Source organism: Chryseobacterium sp. Marseille-Q8038 (assembly GCF_965111995.1).
This window is the reverse complement of record NZ_CBCOPN010000002.1, coordinates 1,718,019-1,733,510: the sequence shown is the minus strand read 5'-3', so window position 1 is coordinate 1,733,510 and position 15,492 is coordinate 1,718,019. Positions and strand designations below refer to the sequence as shown.

The window sequence follows — 15,492 nt, the reverse complement described above, 5'->3', positions numbered from 1 at the left end:
AGTATTTTTTTGAAACCTGAGAAAATTAAGTTAAAATGGCTGGAAGCTGGAAGAGGGATGCTGGAAGTTAAGACTTGTCTGCAAACGTCTATACATCATTCTATAAATACCTTTTTATGGAAAACTTAGAGCTCTTCTTCGGCTTCAATAACTTCCCTCTTCCAGCTTCAGACTTCCGTACTTTATTAGCAGAGCTCAGATGAAAAATTTATATTTGTGGTAATAAGCGAGTTTATGAGAGTCTACAATACCAAACATTTCATTAAAATCCTTTTCAGTTTACACAAAAGTGATACGTTAAAAATCCTTTTTCCAAGTATGATTCTTGTAGGGCTGTACTCCTGGGGAATTCAGTATTTAGAAGTTGAATATCTACACCTTACTACAAAATCCGGAGTCAGTAATGTGGGTATGATTCATTCTCTGCTGGGATTTGTTCTTTCTCTTTTACTGGTTTTCAGGACTAATACTGCTTATGACCGATGGTGGGAAGGACGCAAGCTTTGGGGAAAACTGGTCAATGACACCAGAAATCTTGCCATAAAAATCAATACTATTCTGGGTGATAACCGCCAGGATGCTGAGCAGATTGCAAGATATTTAAAATACTTTCCTCACTTTTTAGCCAAACATCTTTCCAAGGAATCTACAAGACTGGCATTGGATGAAGATTATTCTGAAATTGAAAGCTCGTTAAAAAATCATGGACCAAGCGAAATAGTGATTCTGCTTAGCCATAAATTGAACCAATTAAAAAAAGAAGGGAAAGTTTCAGAAGTTGAAATGCTGTACTTAGATACCCAACTTTCAGGGTTTCTGGATGTATGCGGAGGTTGCGAAAGAATCAAAAATACTCCGATTCCTTATTCATACTCTTCTTTTATCAAGAAATTCATCATTCTGTATGTTTTTGCTTTACCTATTGCATACGTTATTACAATAGGCCTTTTTATGATCCCGCTGACGGTTTTTGTATATTATGTTCTGATGAGCCTGGAGCTTATTGCCGAAGAAATTGAAGATCCTTTTAATAATGACGAAAATGACATTCCGATGGAGACTATAGCCCAGAATATTGAGAAGAACGTGCATCAGATTATGAACAGAAAATAAAAAATCAAGCTTTTAAAGCTTGATTTCTTTGAGTTCACCGTCCTGTTTTATTTCTACAAATTTGCTTTCCCTGTTGGCAGCAGAATATCCGTAAAAAAAGGTACTGTATATGGGAGTAGAATACAGATAAGCTCCATATCCGTTGTAAGCATCTGAAGTTCCGGTCTGTTGCTGATAACTTGCCGTTGCGGTAAAATTCACAATGGTTTCAAGATAATATTTACCGGGTTTCAGCTTTTCAAATTTAAACCTGCCATGATCATCTGTTAAAGCTTCTACTCTGTATTTAAAAGCTTCTTCGGACATATATACTGTTGTTTTTTTATTTTCATATTTCTTTCTCATATCATAAAATTCCTCGAAGTAAGGAGTGACAGGAAAAAGCATGATAACGGTTCCTTTGGGTGCATAATGTTTTTCTCCAAGCAATGGTTTGATGCCCCAATTGTTTTTTTGTTTTGTGGAAGCTACTCCTTCAATGGTAGAATTTCCGAATCCAAGCATTTCTCTGGCCAGTTTTTTATCAAAAAAAGCTTGAGGATAATAGGTGTTCTGTGCTTCCAGGTACATAAATCCCCATAGTAATATGAATAAGGTGAATAATTTTTTCATAGTATATTTTTGAGTCAAATATAAGTATTTTACTATTTTTGAAATAAAAATAGCTATGAAGTACATGTTTCTATTGTTTTTTTCCACTTCTGTCCTGATCATGGCTCAGAAACCTTGTGGATATAAAGACGGATTGCAGGAAGGATCCTGTAAAGAATTCTATGAGAACGGACAGGTAAAAAATGTAGTGGAATGGAAAAAAGGAAAACTGGACGGAGATGCCATTTTTTATTATGATAACGGAAAAATACAATCACAGGGAGAATATAAAAAAGGATTCAAAGTAAAAGAATGGTCATATTTTGACAAGAGCGGAGTTCTTACCTCCAAAGAGGCATTCAGAAATGGAGATAAGAATATTTATGACAACAGTCTTACGGCTACTTTTTATTCTCCTGCCGGTAAAATCATTGAAATTTCCAATTATAAATTCAATAAATTACAGGGGGAAAGCAAAACCTTCCATGAAGACGGAAAATCTATAAAAGATATTGGCCAGTACGATAACGGACTTGCTACCGGAAAATGGAAAGTATTTTATCCCTCAGGAAAATTACAACGTGAAACTGAGCTTGCCAATGATAAAAGAAACGGCAACAGAGTTCATTACCGTGAAGACGGAAGCATAGAAAAAACAGAGGTCTATCAAGACGGAAAATTAATCTCAACAAAATAATACAATTGGTACAGAAACTAAAACTGGAAGAACTTAACAGAATAGATGTAGAAACATTTAAGAAGGTTGAAAAAATTCCGTTGGTCATCATTTTAGATAATATCAGAAGCATGCACAATGTAGGTGCAGCCTTCAGAACGGCGGATGCCTTTTTAATTGAAAAAATCATTCTTTGCGGAATTACTCCACAGCCACCCCACCGTGAGATTCATAAAGCAGCATTGGGAGCAACGGAAAGTGTGGACTGGTCTCATGAAGCAGAAACCAATACAGCCATTGCTGATTTGAAAAGTAAGGGTTACGAAATCATCGGAATTGAGCAGACAACCGACAGCCAGCTTATTACTGATTTCACCATTGACAGATCGAAAAAATATGCATTGATTTTAGGAAATGAAGTGGAAGGAATCAGTGATGAAGTTCTTCCTGATATTGATGTATTTTTAGAAATTCCACAGCTCGGAACCAAGCATTCTCTTAATGTAAGTGTATGCGCCGGAATTGTGATGTGGGAATTTGCAAAAGCATTAAAATAAAAAAACTGCATATGTCCTTAGTAGACAGTGCAGTTTGAAATAAATCTAATAAAAAGTAAAAATGAAAGGCGACAAAGGTACTTTATTTTTTTTTACAAACAAATTTTGACGGCATTTTTTTTGTTTCACCTTAAAAAAAGTCGGGGTTTCAGAAAAAGTTTCATTTAATTTTTTATAAATTAGCACAATGTTTATCAAGGACTATATCTCAAAAGACTTTCCGTGTTTTAGCCTGTCTGACTCCATAGAGTCGGCCAGAAATACGCTAGAAGATTTTGGATATTCCCATGTTTTCATCAAAAAATCCCATCACTTCTACGGAGCTATTGCTATGGACTTTCTGTATGAAGAAGATGGTGGAACACTGAAGGACCTGGAACGTCAGATTGAGCGGTTTGCAATTCTGGAGGATAACAACGTTATGGACAGCATCCGTCTGTTTTATACTTTCAGCTCCAATGTGATTCCGGTGATTAATAAAAATGAAAAATATCTGGGGTATATTACCTGTGAAGATGTTTTTCAGGATCTTTCCCGTTATCCTTTATTTTCAGAAACAGGAGCCATTCTTACCGTAGAAACTCCGGCCAGAAAATATTCAATGACGGAAATTACCAATATTGTAGAAAGCAACAATTCCAAGTTTTACGGAGGGTTTATAAGCTTTATGTCTGAGGAGGTAGTTCAGGTCACCATAAAAATCAGTAATGAAAACCTGGCCTCGATAGATGCTACATTTGACCGGTACGATTACAGAATTGTTGAAAAATACTATTCTGATGAGAAATCCGATCTGTTTAAAGACCGTTATGGTTTTTTACAAAAATTCATAGAAATATAACATGAAGGCAGCCATATATTCTCAGAAAAAAGATCTTGATACTTTTTTATATTTAAGCAAGTTTATCTCTGAACTTGAAGCCAGAGGTGTAAAATCTGTTCTGTATGATGAAATGGCTGAAGCACTTCAGTTTTCAAAAATATTCGAAACATTCAACTGTAAGCAAGATCTTTTGGATAAAGAGGTGGATCTCTTCTTCACTTTTGGAGGAGACGGAACTATTGTAAACTCTTTAACCTTCATTGAGGATCTTGAAATTCCCGTTGTAGGAGTCAATACAGGAAGACTTGGATTCTTAGCTTTCTTCACTAAAGAAGAAGCCTTTAAAGAACTGGATTCCATCTTAAAAGGAAATGTAAAAACAAGCCGCCGTTCGGTAATTGAGGTAGTTTCTCCAAAACTTGAGGGAGCTTTTCCTTATGCCCTGAACGATGTTACCGTTTCCCGAAAAGAAACAACATCCATGATTACCGTAGATTCTTATATCAACGATGAGTTTTTGAATGTGTTCTGGGGTGATGGCGTGATCATTTCAACTCCAACCGGTTCTACCGCTTACTCTCTGAGCTGTGGCGGACCGATTATTTCTCCGAATAACGAAAATTTTGTCATTACCCCTATCGCTCCTCACAATCTGAATGTGAGACCTTTAGTGGTGAATGATAAAGTGGAAATAAAATTCAGGGTGGAAAGCCGTGTACCTCAATACTCACTTTCCTTAGATTCCCGACTGATACACATAGAAACCGACAAGGAAATCATCATCAAAAAGGCAAAATTCCAGCTTCTTCTGGTTCAGCCCAATAGTTTAAGTTTCTACGAAACCATCCGTCAGAAGCTCCTTTGGGGCAGAGATAAAAGAAACTAGTAATTTCTTAAAAATGATTACCTTTACACGAAATTAAAACACCTAATAAATTTATAATAAAAAGTAAAACATGAGCAGAATTTTTCCGGCAGGAGTTGCCACAGGTCAGTTAGTTACTGATATCTTTCAGTATGCTAAAGAAAACAAATTTGCATTGCCTGCAGTAAACGTAATTGGATCAAGCAACGTTAATGCTGTGATGGAAACTGCAGCGAAATTGAACTCTCCTGTAATTATCCAGTTTTCAAATGGTGGAGCTGCATTCAACGCAGGGAAAGGATTAAACAATGACGGACAAAGAGCTGCTATCTTAGGATCTATCGCTGGAGCAAAACATATTCACACTCTTGCTGAAGCTTATGGAGCAACGGTAATTCTACACACAGACCACTGTGCAAAGAAATTACTTCCTTGGATCGACGGATTAATGGATGCTAACGAAGATTTCTTCAAGCAGACAGGAAAGTCTCTTTACTCTTCTCACATGCTGGATCTTTCTGAAGAATCTTTAGAAGAAAACCTTGAAATTTCAGCTCAGTATTTCGAAAGAATGGCTAAACTTCAGATGACTCTTGAAGTAGAAATTGGAGTGACTGGTGGAGAAGAAGATGGTGTTGACAACTCAGACGTTGATAACTCTAAATTATACACTCAGCCTGAAGATATAGCGTATACGTACGAAAAATTAAAAGCGATCTCTGATAACTTTACGATTGCTGCAGCATTTGGTAACGTACACGGAGTTTATAAGCCAGGAAACGTAGTTCTTACTCCAAAAATCCTTGACAATTCTCAGAAATATGTTCAGGAGAAATTCGGAACGGCTGCCAAACCTATCAACTTTGTATTCCATGGAGGTTCAGGATCTACTTTAGAAGAGATCAGAGAAGCTATCGACTACGGAGTAATTAAAATGAATATCGACACTGACCTTCAGTTTGCATACACAGAAGGAGTGAGAGATTATATGGTGAACAATATTGACTATTTAAGAGCTCAAATCGGAAACCCTGAAGGAGAAGAAAAACCTAACAAGAAGTTCTATGACCCAAGAGTTTGGGTAAGAAAAGGTGAGGAAACATTCTCTACAAGATTGGTAAAAGCATTTGAAGATTTAAATAACGTAAATACTTTAAAATAAGAACTGTAAATTTGTACCAATGTAAAAAGTATTCATAAGAAATGCATTTACATTGGTACATTTTACATTTATACATTAATACAAGCAAAAATGGCATTCGACTGGTTTAAAAGAAAAGCAAAAAACATTACCACTTCTACTGATGAGAAAAAGGACGTTCCCAAAGGCCTTTGGCATCAGACTCCATCCGGAAAAGTAGTGGAACATGATGAACTAAAGAGAAATAACTATGTTTCTCCTGAAGACGGATTTCATGTAAGAATAGGAAGTGCAGAATTTTTTGACATCCTTTTTGACGGTGGTAAATTTACCGAACTGGATGCCAATGTTGAAAGTATTGATATCTTAAACTTCAAAGATACAAAGCCTTACAAAGACCGTTTGAAAGAAGTAAAAGCTAAAACCAAGCTTACAGATTCCATCAGAAATGCTGTAGGAACTGTAAAAGGAACTGAAATGGTAGTTTCTTGTATGGATTTTGCTTTCATCGGTGGATCTTTGGGTTCTGTAATGGGAGAAAAGATCAGAAGAGCAGTAGATTACTGTATCAAGCATAAACTTCCGTATATGATTATCTGTCAGTCCGGAGGAGCAAGAATGCAGGAAGCCACTTACTCTTTGATGCAGCTGGCAAAAGTTCAGGCTAAACTGGCTCAGCTTTCTGAAGCTGGACTTTTGTACATCGCTTACCTTTGTGACCCCACATTCGGAGGAATTACCGCTTCTTTCGCAATGACTGCTGATATCATCATGGCAGAACCGGGAGCCCTGATCGGTTTCGCCGGACCAAGAGTAATCCGTGAAACAATCGGTAGAGACTTACCGGAAGGATTCCAGACATCAGAATTCCTACAGGAAAAAGGATTTGTGGACTTCATCGTAAAAAGAACTGAAATTCAGGATACTGTTGCAAAAACAGTGAATTTATTAGCTGTAAAAGCATAGTATCTGTAACAAAAACAATACAATCTCTCTCTAATTAGGGAGAGATTTTTATTTATGAGGACTTTTAAGATATTTTTCAATACCATCAGAAGTATGAGTTTTAAAAAGATTATGCGTCTTTTATCACTGATCCTTCCCCATCCTCTTTTTGCCTTGCTAAGTTTCCATGCTACTGTGAAGGCTTTTACCATCGCACAGAAAAAGTTCCCTAAGACAGCTTCCACTAATGGAATCGGAAATGCTTTCAGACACGCATTGTGGTGCTGCTTCATTATGATGTACTGCTGCAAAATTTCCTCTCCTAAAAAAGCGCTGGATTTCTGCAAAAGAATAACAGACATGCATGAAGAATTATTCCCGAATGAGCCTTTGGAAACCAAAATGGATCTCCATAACAACAAAATCGGAATGGATTATTTCATGGAAATTCTCCCGGGAATTCACCGCCAGTTTTTTGAAAAGAGTTTCTTTGTTGACGCGTTGATCAAAAAAATGGATGATGCAAAGGTTCTGAAACATCTTGATGATGATTTTGAAGGGCATCTTGTCTATTTGGAAGAGTAAATAATTCATTTCATTTTAAACGCCAGGGACCGCAAGGAAAATATAAAACTTTATGCATATTTTCGTCCGCAAGGGCATTTCATTAAGCTATGTTCACTAATTTAAATTCTCTTTGCTTAGTGCTAACACCTTCGCGAACGAAAAAATATTTCATTACATAAAAACCTTTGCGAACATTGCGTTAAAATGGGATAAAGCTGGCAAACCATCATTAGCCCTCATACCGGAATTACAAAAGACTTTAGTTATTTTTGTGGTTTAAAGTATTTTCGATAAGTTTAAACAATTAAATCAATCAGATGGTTCTCAGCAGAATTTGGTCGGCTTTCATTATCATTGCCATTGCCATTGCCAGTATAAAATACGTTTCGTCAGGTCACTACAAAACCATTTTCAATGATATGGTGGTAGGAAAAGGAGGTGATACAGTGAAGATTGCATCACAACCGATGAACAGCCTCTCCCCTGTTGTCAGAGACAGCCTGATGAAAAAAAATGATTTTGCAGACAGCAGAATTCATTATAAAACAGACTCTTTAAAGCAAAATGTAAACGTTTATCGTGTTCAGGAAGCTGACGGAGTCATCGGAACATCCGAAACAGCGGTAAAGATCTGCCTTGGTCTTATCGGGATCATGACTTTATTTATGGGTTTCATGAGTATTGCTGAAAAAGCAGGTGGAATTAACCTTTTGAGCCGTCTGATTCAGCCATTTTTCTCAAAACTTTTCCCGGAGATTCCGAAAAACCACCCCGCATTTGGCCATATGCTGATGAACTTCAGTGCCAATCTTCTGGGATTGGATAATGCCGCTACTCCGTTTGGATTAAAAGCCATGGAAAGCCTCCAGACTTTAAATCCGAATAAAGAGACAGCCAGTAATTCGCAGATCATGTTTCTGTGTCTTCATGCGGGTGGAATGACTTTGATTCCTGTTTCTATTATTGCGATCAGGGCATCTATGGGATCAAAAACACCTACAGATATTTTCCTGCCCTGTATGATTGCTACTTTTGCGGCTACTTTGGCAGCGATGATTATTGTATCCCTTTATCAGAAAATTAATCTGCTTCGTCCTGTAGTCATTGCTTATGTAGGAGGAATTTCAGCTATAATTGCTTTATTGGTTGTATACCTTGTACAGCTGAGTAAAGATCAATTGGATGACTTCAGTAAAGTCTTAAGCAATGGTTTAATCCTGTTCATATTCCTTGCTATTGTGCTTGGAGCCGTTTACAAGAAAATAAACGTTTTTGATGCCTTTATTGAAGGAGCAAAAGAAGGATTCACCACCTGTGTTAAGATTATTCCTTATCTGGTTGGAATGCTGATTGCGATATCTTTATTAAGAACTTCCGGTGTTTTCGATGTCATTATTGACGGAATGAAATGGGTAGCCAACGTTGCCCATATGGATCCAAGGTTCGTGGATGGACTTCCAACCGCTTTAATCAAACCTTTATCCGGTTCCGGAGCCAGAGGAATGATGGTGGATACTATGGCAACATTTGGGGCAGATAGTTTCCAGGGAAAATTAGCCGCTGTACTTCAGGGAAGTTCAGATACGACATTTTACGTGATCGCAGTATATTTTGGTGCCGTAGCCGTTAAGAACACAAGATATACGGTAATTGCTATGCTTCTGGCCGATTTGGTGGGTGTTATCACAGCAATTGCACTGGCTTATCTATTCTTTGCTTAAACTGAATTTATTGCAGAAACCTTGTATTAACTTTAAACCTTAAACTCAAAACTTTAAACCCATTATGATTACAGATAAAGAATTTACCCTAAGACTCATCCGTCAGTTAACCCAAGCACTGGAAAAACTGATTCTGGATAAACCTGAAGAAAGTTTAATGCAGAAAGAACTGGATTTTGATACGTTGATGAGAGATATCTTCAAGATGAGCTTCACGGAAGTTTCTTCGAAAACAAAAGAAGAAATGATTGCTATCGTTAACGAAAGACAGGAAAGAGATCACAAAGACTACTATGAAATGCTGGGAAATCTTTTCTATTTTAACAGCAGATATGATCAGAATAAAGATTTTCAGGATAAAGCAAAGACATTCTATGAGCTGTATCTTCAGACCAGCGGTATTTTTGCCCTTCCGATTATCAACAGAATAAACGAATTAAAAAAAGCACTTGAATAAAGTGCTTTTGTATTTTTAGAATGTAATTTTATACGTTCCGGTAGAAGAAGTACTGGCTTTCTCTGCTTTTACATATTTCTTCACCCAGGACACTGATGTAGATGCCACACAAGGATCTGAAACACCTCCTGATCTTCTCGCAGAGACCACATTTCCTGCTTTATCTACAGTATAAGCAATCGTAATTGATCCACTTGCTGTACAGCTGTGAGAGGGTTGTGCACCGCCTCTTCCCATGGTTCCCGGGATATAACCTATCAGCTTTCTGTCTATTCCTACTTTACTGTCACCATTTCCATCACCTCCCAAAGGATCTCCTGCATTTCCAATTCCGTCACCTGTTCCCTGGCTTCCGGCTTTTGTTCCTCTTCCTTTAATCAGGTTTCCAATCGCTGCATTTCCTTTTCCATCTCCATTGCCTGTTTTTGAATTGGATGTGGCGGCACCTGCTTTTTTAGTATTTTTAGAAGCACTCGTACTGGTGGCTTCTTTTTTCTCAGCTTTTTTTGATTCTTCCTTCTTAGGAACTGTTGCTTTTGAATTATTTCCTGTGATTACCTTCTCCTTAACGTCTGCTTTCTTGGGCTCAGGAGCAGGCTCCGGTTTTACAACAGTCTTTGTTTCCGGCACAGGTGTTTCTGCAGGTTCCGGGGTTACTTCTTCTGTTGCTGCAGCAAGGCTTCCAGGTTGTTCCGCCGGCTCTTCAATTCCTTTTCCGTTTCTGTTGTCTCCAAAGTTGACCAACATAGTAGTCACCATTTCAGGCTCTTTGTCCAGCTCAGGTTTTAATTTATACAAAAAAACAAAAAGCAAAATAGCAGCCCAGATAAGAATAGAAAGCAGGGCACTTTTTACTCTATCTTTATTTTCTTCATTTCGGTTTGCTGTATAGCTTTTCATCTTAAAATGTAATTGTTTCCGGAAACCCGGATCTGTTATTTATCTTTAACCGTTGCAATGGCAATGTTAAATTTATGTTTTTCAGCAACTTCCATTACAAAAACCACATCTTTATGCAGCGTGTTTTCATCCGCTCTGATCGTAAACGATTTATTGGTCTGGCTGGCTAGCTTATCTACAATAATCTTCTCCAGTTCTCCTTTATTCACAGGATTATCATCTACAAAGAATGAACCATCCGGTTTAATACTTACCGTTAAAGGATTAGGTATATTGTCTTCAACAGCTCCGGCTTTCGGCAGATTTACATCAATTGCGCTTTGATTAGCGGCAGAAGAGGTAATCATAAAGAAAATCAGCATCAACAGGATAACGTCTGTCATCGCTGCTAAACTGAATTCCGGATTCGCTTTATTTCTTCTCTGAATTTTCATCGTAAGAAAATTTATAAAGGTTTATTGATAAGGTCTAAGAATTCTCCTGACATATTCTGCGCTTTCAACACAAACTTATCAATCCTTGTTAAAAGGATATTATAACAGAAGTTAGCAGGAATAGCAACTGCCAAACCTACAGCCGTTTGTCCCAAAGCGGTATAAATACCTTCTGAAAGTGTTTTCGGTGAGAAAGATCCTGTTGCATGAGATAAGTTGAAGAAAGCAATAATCATCCCGATTACCGTACCTAATAGTCCCAACATAGGTGCAATACTCGGTACTACAGCCAAAAGGTTCAGGTTTTTCTCCATATTTGCCACCTCTACCTGAGCTTGTGCTTCCATAGCACTTACAATATCAGAAACAGGACGCCCCAATCTTGAAATTCCTTTTTCTAAAATTCTTCCTTCCGGAGAGTTTTGGGTTTTGCAGTAATCTGCAGCGGCCTCTATTTTTCCAGCTTTAATAAAGTCTTCAATATTGTTCATGAAGTTGGAATCCGTTTTTGAAGTTAATCTTTTAATAAAGAAAAATCTCTCAAAAAACAGGTATAGAGAAAATATTCCCAACAGTAATACAGTGACCATCACTATTTTAGCGAAAGCTCCTCCATGGAACATAATTTTCCAGAAAGAGAACTCTAAGTTGTCTGCAGCAACTGCAGGAGTGGCGATTTGTGCAAATAAAATCTGAGAAAGTTCCGTTAACAGCATTAAATGTGAATTTTATTAAATTTTCAACGACAAATGTAGGAGAATATTATGAATTGAACTCTTAAAAATTGCTTAAAAACAACTTAAATTTTGTTACAATTTTATAAACAGCAAATTCCTTTCCAAAAATAATTTTGAAAAGAAATTCGGTGTCAAAAAGTATAGAAGCTGTTGCTAGTCTTCGTCTACCACAATATCATCTTGTCTGAACTCGCATTTTAATCTAAATGGAATTGGAGTATCTGACCCGGTATAGAAATCATCAATGGTTCCTTTCCAGATGACCTGAAGCTCCCCTTCTTCATTTCTCTCAAAAAGAAGCTCATTATCATAGATATAGGCATCTTCGTCATCGAAAAGATCTACTTCTGTGTAGGTTTCCTCATCAGAGTCATTGATTTTGATTGTTTTCCCTTCGATTTCCGCCGATTCAATAGGAAAATCGAAAACTTCAAGTGAAAGCTGCGGAAAATTGTACTGTAGTGAATCATCATCCACGTGATCCAAACTATCATCTGTAATCACTTCAACCTCTAAAAAATGTTGCTGGTTGCTGTAAACGGCCTTACAATAAGTATTTCTGATATTGTATTTTAGCGTTTCCTCCGGATGGTAAATTTTTAAAATCCCTTTCATTTTTTCTTAAAAAAGAACTGTAATAATATGATTGTTAAACGTTTTAGACAAAGATAAAAAATTGATTCAAAGTTAAAAGGATTTTGAAAATAATTTTTTAAAATCAATACAGACCATAAGTCTGCATAACCCAATAATACTTACTTTTGCTTTCATAAAGATTCTGAAAATGAAAAACATTATATCAAAAAGTATTCTGGGATTAGGATTGATCATCGGTCTTGCATCCTGCAAAAAATCGGACTCTCCTCTTACAAAAGTGACTCCCAGCAACCTGGATTCTATCGCTTCAAACTATTATGAGCAGTATCTTAAGCTTTACCCTTTAGATGCTACAGCACAAGGAGATACAAGATATAATGACCAGCTTCCTATTAACATTGATAAAGATTTTATCTCAGGAGAAATAGCATTCTACAATTCTGTGCAGAAACAACTGGAACATGTAGATTATAAAACTCTTTCTGATGAAGATAAAGTAGTATATGATGTGTTGGATTATACTTTAAAAGATAAAACAGAAGCTTATGCCTATCATCCGGAATATATTCCTTTTACTCAATTTGGAGGGCTCCCGCTAACTTTCCCTCTGTATGGAAGCGGACAGGGGAATCAGCCTTTTAAAACAGAAAAGGACTACAGTGACTGGCTGAAAAGAATGGAAAAATTCCCGGAGTGGATGAATGCTGCAACAGACAACTTCCGTGAGGGAATCAACAATAAGATTGTATTGCCTAAAAAACTGGTTATCAAAATGATTCCTCAGATGAAGGCCGAAGAAATTATAACGTCTGATATGGAAAAGAATATTTTCTACGGACCTATTAAAAACTTCCCTAAAAGTTTCACCCAGGCACAGAAAGATAAATTCTCAACACTTTATAAAGACGCTATTTCGAAAAAAATTATTCCTGCCTATACCAAAATGGGAATCTTTTTAGAAAAAGAATATCTTCCAAAAGCAAGAGATACCGACGGATACAACAGCCTTCCTAATGGAAATGAGATCTACAACTATTATGTAAAGAGCTGGACTACCACCAAAAAATCTCCTGAAGAGATCAATAAAATTGGGCTTCAACAGGTTGCAATGCTTCGTGCAGAAATGGAAAAAGTAAAACAACAGGTAGGTTTCACCGGAACTCTGGAAGAGTTTATCACTTTTGTGAAAACAGATCCAAAGGCAATGCCTTATAAAACCTCTAAGGAAGTTTTAAATGCCTTCAACGGTATTCTGACGAAGATTACTCCGAAACTGAAAACGATGTTCAATGTAACTCCAAAAACAAAGTTTGAGATCAGACAGACGGAGAAATTCAGGGAAGCAAGTGCGAGCGCAGAATATATGCCGGGAACTCCAGATGGAAAAAGGGCTGGAATTTTTTATGTTCCACTTCCGGATCCTACTAAATTCAATGTTACCTCAGGAATGGAATCTCTTTTCCTTCACGAGGCTATTCCAGGACATCACTATCAGGTTTCTTTGCAACAGGAGAATACAAAGCTTCCTAAATTCATGAGATTTGGATGGTTTGGCGCTTATGGTGAAGGATGGGCACATTATTGTGAAACATTAGGCCCTGAGTTCGGTTTATACACAGATCCTTACCAGAAAATGGGCTACCTGAGCGATCAGATGCTGAGAGCAGTACGACTGGTAGTAGATACAGGACTTCATACCGGAAAAATGTCACGCGAAGAAGCGATTAAATACTTCTTAAGCAACATTTCTTACGACGAAGGATCTGCTACAGCAGAAGTGGAAAGATATATGGCTATGCCGGGACAGGCTTTAGGCTATAAAATAGGTTCATTAAGAATCCGTGAGCTAAGAGAAAAGTATCAGAAAGAACTTGGAAATAAATTCAATCTGGCCAGCTTCCATGATGAAGTATTAAGTCAAGGATGTCTTCCTTTAGATGTTCTGAACAGAAAAATGGAGCTTTGGGCTCAAAAACAAAAATAACATCTTTGCTCATAAAGATTGTAAGGGTGCTGCACAAAAAACAGTACCCTTTTCATTTTTAATCACTCTATTCAGTAAATTTGAATAAAAAAATAAAACCTCAATGATCACAGAAAGCATCAGATCTCTTTTCAACAGAGATTTAAATAAATTAAAAACAGAGATAGAAGCTTATCAAAATGAAGAAAATCTTTGGAAAACTGATAAAAGTATTGCCAATTCCGCAGGTAACCTTTGTCTTCATTTAGTAGGAAATATCAATCACTTTATAGGAGCGCAGCTAGGAAACACAGGATATGTCAGACACCGTGAACTTGAATTTTCCTTAAAAGATGTTTCAAGAGCCGAGCTCATTGAAAAGGTTGAAGCTACAATTGCTATGATAGATTCTGTTCTGCCACAGTTGTCTGAAGAAGATCTTAAAAAAGAATATCCCCTTGTTGTTTTTGAAAGCTCTATGACCACAGATTACTTTCTTATTCATCTGGTTGCTCATCTGGATTATCATTTGGGACAGATTAATTACCACAGAAGATTATTGGACATTTAATCCATCAATAAAAATTAAAATAACGCAACGATCACAAAGTAATTGTTGCGTTTTATTTTTCGTTCGCAGGACGTTTCACTCAGCAAGGGAAATATTGCCTTTGCTAAACGAAGTGCCTTTGCGAGCTATTTCAACGTAATTTTTTATAAAATCCTTTCGGGCATAGTGCTAAGCTCAATGAATTATTTCTCAAACATCATTTTCGTAATAAAATCCTTCTCTCCTTTTCCTCTTGCCGGAGAATATTCTCTTCCATAAAAAATGATCTGAAGGTGAAGTTTATTCCATACTTCTTCAGGGAATAAATTCTTGGCATCACGCTCTGTTTCCACTACATTTTTTCCGGAGGTAAGCTTCCACTGGGTCATCAGACGGTGAATGTGGGTATCCACAGGGAAGGCAGGAAATCCAAATCCCTGGCTCATTACAACTGAGGCAGTCTTATGTCCTACTCCCGGAAGTGCTTCCAGTTCTTCGTAAGTCTGAGGAACAATACCGTTATGTCTTTCCAACAGAAGTTCCGCCATTTTTTTCAGATTTTTAGCCTTTGTATTGGACAATCCTATTTCTTTGATGAGTTCTTTGATTTCAAATTCTTCCAGCTTGGCCATTCTTTGAGGCGTTCCAGCAACGGCAAAAAGATCTGGTGTAACCTGGTTGACTTTCTTATCCGTAGTCTGTGCAGAAAGTGCTACGGCCACCATCAATGTATAGGGATCAGTGTGATCTAACGGAATTGGCGTTGTAGGATATAATTTATCCAGTTCTATCTGAACGAGCTCAGCTCTTTGTTTTTTTGTCATGTAAGCCTTAAATTTGAACAAAATTAAATCA

The 15,492-nt window shown here is 37.2% G+C and carries 18 protein-coding genes; 12 read left to right on the top strand and 6 right to left on the bottom strand.

What is annotated here, in order from left to right; genetic code table 11:
* Positions 1-234: 234 nt before the first annotated feature.
* Positions 235-1,113, top strand: coding sequence for a bestrophin family protein (locus tag ACWPWS_RS21870; protein ID WP_454047895.1), 879 nt, complete (start codon positions 235-237; stop codon positions 1,111-1,113).
* Between the two features lie 12 nt (positions 1,114-1,125).
* Here the strand turns inward: ACWPWS_RS21870 and ACWPWS_RS21865 are convergent, their stop codons facing one another.
* The gene (locus tag ACWPWS_RS21865; protein ID WP_245169802.1) at positions 1,126-1,725 is read right to left on the bottom strand and encodes a hypothetical protein; all 600 of its coding nucleotides are present in this window, start codon (positions 1,723-1,725) and stop codon (positions 1,126-1,128) included.
* 64 nt (positions 1,726-1,789) lie between these two features.
* On the opposite strand from ACWPWS_RS21865, the gene ACWPWS_RS21860 reads away from it, so the two are divergent.
* The 9 genes from ACWPWS_RS21860 to ACWPWS_RS21820 all read left to right on the top strand — a co-directional run bounded on the left by ACWPWS_RS21860 (position 1,790) and on the right by ACWPWS_RS21820 (position 9,456).
* Positions 1,790-2,401 (top strand): toxin-antitoxin system YwqK family antitoxin, encoded by a 612-nt coding sequence (locus ACWPWS_RS21860; RefSeq protein ID WP_309511826.1) that lies wholly within the window; start codon positions 1,790-1,792, stop codon positions 2,399-2,401.
* A gap of 5 nt (positions 2,402-2,406) precedes the next feature.
* Positions 2,407-2,937 carry an RNA methyltransferase gene (locus ACWPWS_RS21855; protein ID WP_454047894.1) on the top strand — a complete coding sequence of 177 codons (531 nt, stop codon included), beginning with the start codon at positions 2,407-2,409 and terminating at the stop codon, positions 2,935-2,937.
* 187 nt (positions 2,938-3,124) lie between these two features.
* The gene (locus tag ACWPWS_RS21850) at positions 3,125-3,778 is read left to right on the top strand and encodes a CBS domain-containing protein (RefSeq protein ID WP_209786469.1); all 654 of its coding nucleotides are present in this window, start codon (positions 3,125-3,127) and stop codon (positions 3,776-3,778) included.
* A 1-nt stretch (position 3,779) separates the two neighbouring features.
* Positions 3,780-4,646 carry an NAD kinase gene (locus ACWPWS_RS21845; protein WP_105682973.1) on the top strand — a complete coding sequence of 289 codons (867 nt, stop codon included), beginning with the start codon at positions 3,780-3,782 and terminating at the stop codon, positions 4,644-4,646.
* Between the two features lie 70 nt (positions 4,647-4,716).
* The gene (gene fbaA / locus ACWPWS_RS21840) at positions 4,717-5,787 is read left to right on the top strand and encodes a class II fructose-bisphosphate aldolase (RefSeq protein ID WP_454047893.1); all 1,071 of its coding nucleotides are present in this window, start codon (positions 4,717-4,719) and stop codon (positions 5,785-5,787) included.
* A gap of 90 nt (positions 5,788-5,877) precedes the next feature.
* Positions 5,878-6,732 (top strand): acetyl-CoA carboxylase, carboxyltransferase subunit beta, encoded by an 855-nt coding sequence (accD, locus tag ACWPWS_RS21835; protein ID WP_047095043.1) that lies wholly within the window; start codon positions 5,878-5,880, stop codon positions 6,730-6,732.
* 54 nt (positions 6,733-6,786) lie between these two features.
* Positions 6,787-7,296: a DUF6973 domain-containing protein gene (locus ACWPWS_RS21830; RefSeq protein WP_454047892.1), complete on the top strand. Its 510-nt coding sequence runs from the start codon at positions 6,787-6,789 to the stop codon at positions 7,294-7,296.
* A 299-nt stretch (positions 7,297-7,595) separates the two neighbouring features.
* Entirely contained in the window at positions 7,596-8,999 is a 1,404-nt protein-coding gene (locus ACWPWS_RS21825; RefSeq protein WP_454047891.1) for a nucleoside recognition domain-containing protein, read from the top strand.
* 64 nt (positions 9,000-9,063) lie between these two features.
* A complete protein-coding gene (locus tag ACWPWS_RS21820; RefSeq protein ID WP_105682968.1) occupies positions 9,064-9,456 on the top strand; it encodes a hypothetical protein in 393 nt (130 codons plus the stop codon).
* Between the two features lie 15 nt (positions 9,457-9,471).
* Here ACWPWS_RS21820 and ACWPWS_RS21815 read toward each other — a convergent pair whose 3' ends face one another.
* From ACWPWS_RS21815 to ACWPWS_RS21800, 4 genes are all read right to left on the bottom strand, one after another.
* On the bottom strand, positions 9,472-10,356 hold the full coding sequence (locus ACWPWS_RS21815) for a ferric siderophore ABC transporter substrate-binding protein (protein WP_454047890.1): 885 nt from the start codon (positions 10,354-10,356) through the stop codon (positions 9,472-9,474).
* Positions 10,357-10,391: 35 nt separating this feature from the next.
* Complete coding sequence (locus ACWPWS_RS21810) at positions 10,392-10,790, bottom strand: ExbD/TolR family protein (protein WP_209786476.1); 399 nt, start codon at positions 10,788-10,790, stop codon at positions 10,392-10,394.
* Between the two features lie 11 nt (positions 10,791-10,801).
* Positions 10,802-11,506 carry a MotA/TolQ/ExbB proton channel family protein gene (locus ACWPWS_RS21805; protein WP_077413278.1) on the bottom strand — a complete coding sequence of 235 codons (705 nt, stop codon included), beginning with the start codon at positions 11,504-11,506 and terminating at the stop codon, positions 10,802-10,804.
* A gap of 174 nt (positions 11,507-11,680) precedes the next feature.
* Entirely contained in the window at positions 11,681-12,142 is a 462-nt protein-coding gene (locus ACWPWS_RS21800; RefSeq protein ID WP_209786478.1) for a hypothetical protein, read from the bottom strand.
* Between the two features lie 169 nt (positions 12,143-12,311).
* On the opposite strand from ACWPWS_RS21800, the gene ACWPWS_RS21795 reads away from it, so the two are divergent.
* Both ACWPWS_RS21795 and ACWPWS_RS21790 read left to right on the top strand, forming a co-directional pair.
* Positions 12,312-14,108 carry a DUF885 domain-containing protein gene (locus ACWPWS_RS21795; RefSeq protein WP_309511832.1) on the top strand — a complete coding sequence of 599 codons (1,797 nt, stop codon included), beginning with the start codon at positions 12,312-12,314 and terminating at the stop codon, positions 14,106-14,108.
* A gap of 103 nt (positions 14,109-14,211) precedes the next feature.
* Complete coding sequence (locus ACWPWS_RS21790; protein ID WP_454047889.1) at positions 14,212-14,658, top strand: DinB family protein; 447 nt, start codon at positions 14,212-14,214, stop codon at positions 14,656-14,658.
* A gap of 182 nt (positions 14,659-14,840) precedes the next feature.
* Here the strand turns inward: ACWPWS_RS21790 and ACWPWS_RS21785 are convergent, their stop codons facing one another.
* Complete coding sequence (locus tag ACWPWS_RS21785; protein WP_454047888.1) at positions 14,841-15,461, bottom strand: endonuclease III domain-containing protein; 621 nt, start codon at positions 15,459-15,461, stop codon at positions 14,841-14,843.
* Between the last annotated feature and the right edge of the window lie 31 nt (positions 15,462-15,492).

What these genes read in the sequence shown, in the direction of transcription:
- ACWPWS_RS21870 (WP_454047895.1), top strand. Translation starts at nt 235, where the DNA reads ATGAGAGTCTACAATACCAAACATTTCATTAAAATCCTTTTCAGTTTA.
- ACWPWS_RS21865 (WP_245169802.1), bottom strand. Translation starts at nt 1,725, where the DNA reads ATGAAAAAATTATTCACCTTATTCATATTACTATGGGGATTTATGTAC.
- ACWPWS_RS21860 (WP_309511826.1), top strand. Translation starts at nt 1,790, where the DNA reads ATGTTTCTATTGTTTTTTTCCACTTCTGTCCTGATCATGGCTCAGAAA.
- ACWPWS_RS21850 (WP_209786469.1), top strand. Translation starts at nt 3,125, where the DNA reads ATGTTTATCAAGGACTATATCTCAAAAGACTTTCCGTGTTTTAGCCTG.
- ACWPWS_RS21845 (WP_105682973.1), top strand. Translation starts at nt 3,780, where the DNA reads ATGAAGGCAGCCATATATTCTCAGAAAAAAGATCTTGATACTTTTTTA.
- fbaA (WP_454047893.1), top strand. Translation starts at nt 4,717, where the DNA reads ATGAGCAGAATTTTTCCGGCAGGAGTTGCCACAGGTCAGTTAGTTACT.
- accD (WP_047095043.1), top strand. Translation starts at nt 5,878, where the DNA reads ATGGCATTCGACTGGTTTAAAAGAAAAGCAAAAAACATTACCACTTCT.
- ACWPWS_RS21830 (WP_454047892.1), top strand. Translation starts at nt 6,787, where the DNA reads ATGAGGACTTTTAAGATATTTTTCAATACCATCAGAAGTATGAGTTTT.
- ACWPWS_RS21825 (WP_454047891.1), top strand. Translation starts at nt 7,596, where the DNA reads ATGGTTCTCAGCAGAATTTGGTCGGCTTTCATTATCATTGCCATTGCC.
- ACWPWS_RS21820 (WP_105682968.1), top strand. Translation starts at nt 9,064, where the DNA reads ATGATTACAGATAAAGAATTTACCCTAAGACTCATCCGTCAGTTAACC.
- ACWPWS_RS21815 (WP_454047890.1), bottom strand. Translation starts at nt 10,356, where the DNA reads ATGAAAAGCTATACAGCAAACCGAAATGAAGAAAATAAAGATAGAGTA.
- ACWPWS_RS21810 (WP_209786476.1), bottom strand. Translation starts at nt 10,790, where the DNA reads ATGAAAATTCAGAGAAGAAATAAAGCGAATCCGGAATTCAGTTTAGCA.
- ACWPWS_RS21805 (WP_077413278.1), bottom strand. Translation starts at nt 11,506, where the DNA reads ATGCTGTTAACGGAACTTTCTCAGATTTTATTTGCACAAATCGCCACT.
- ACWPWS_RS21800 (WP_209786478.1), bottom strand. Translation starts at nt 12,142, where the DNA reads ATGAAAGGGATTTTAAAAATTTACCATCCGGAGGAAACGCTAAAATAC.
- ACWPWS_RS21795 (WP_309511832.1), top strand. Translation starts at nt 12,312, where the DNA reads ATGAAAAACATTATATCAAAAAGTATTCTGGGATTAGGATTGATCATC.
- ACWPWS_RS21790 (WP_454047889.1), top strand. Translation starts at nt 14,212, where the DNA reads ATGATCACAGAAAGCATCAGATCTCTTTTCAACAGAGATTTAAATAAA.
- ACWPWS_RS21785 (WP_454047888.1), bottom strand. Translation starts at nt 15,461, where the DNA reads ATGACAAAAAAACAAAGAGCTGAGCTCGTTCAGATAGAACTGGATAAA.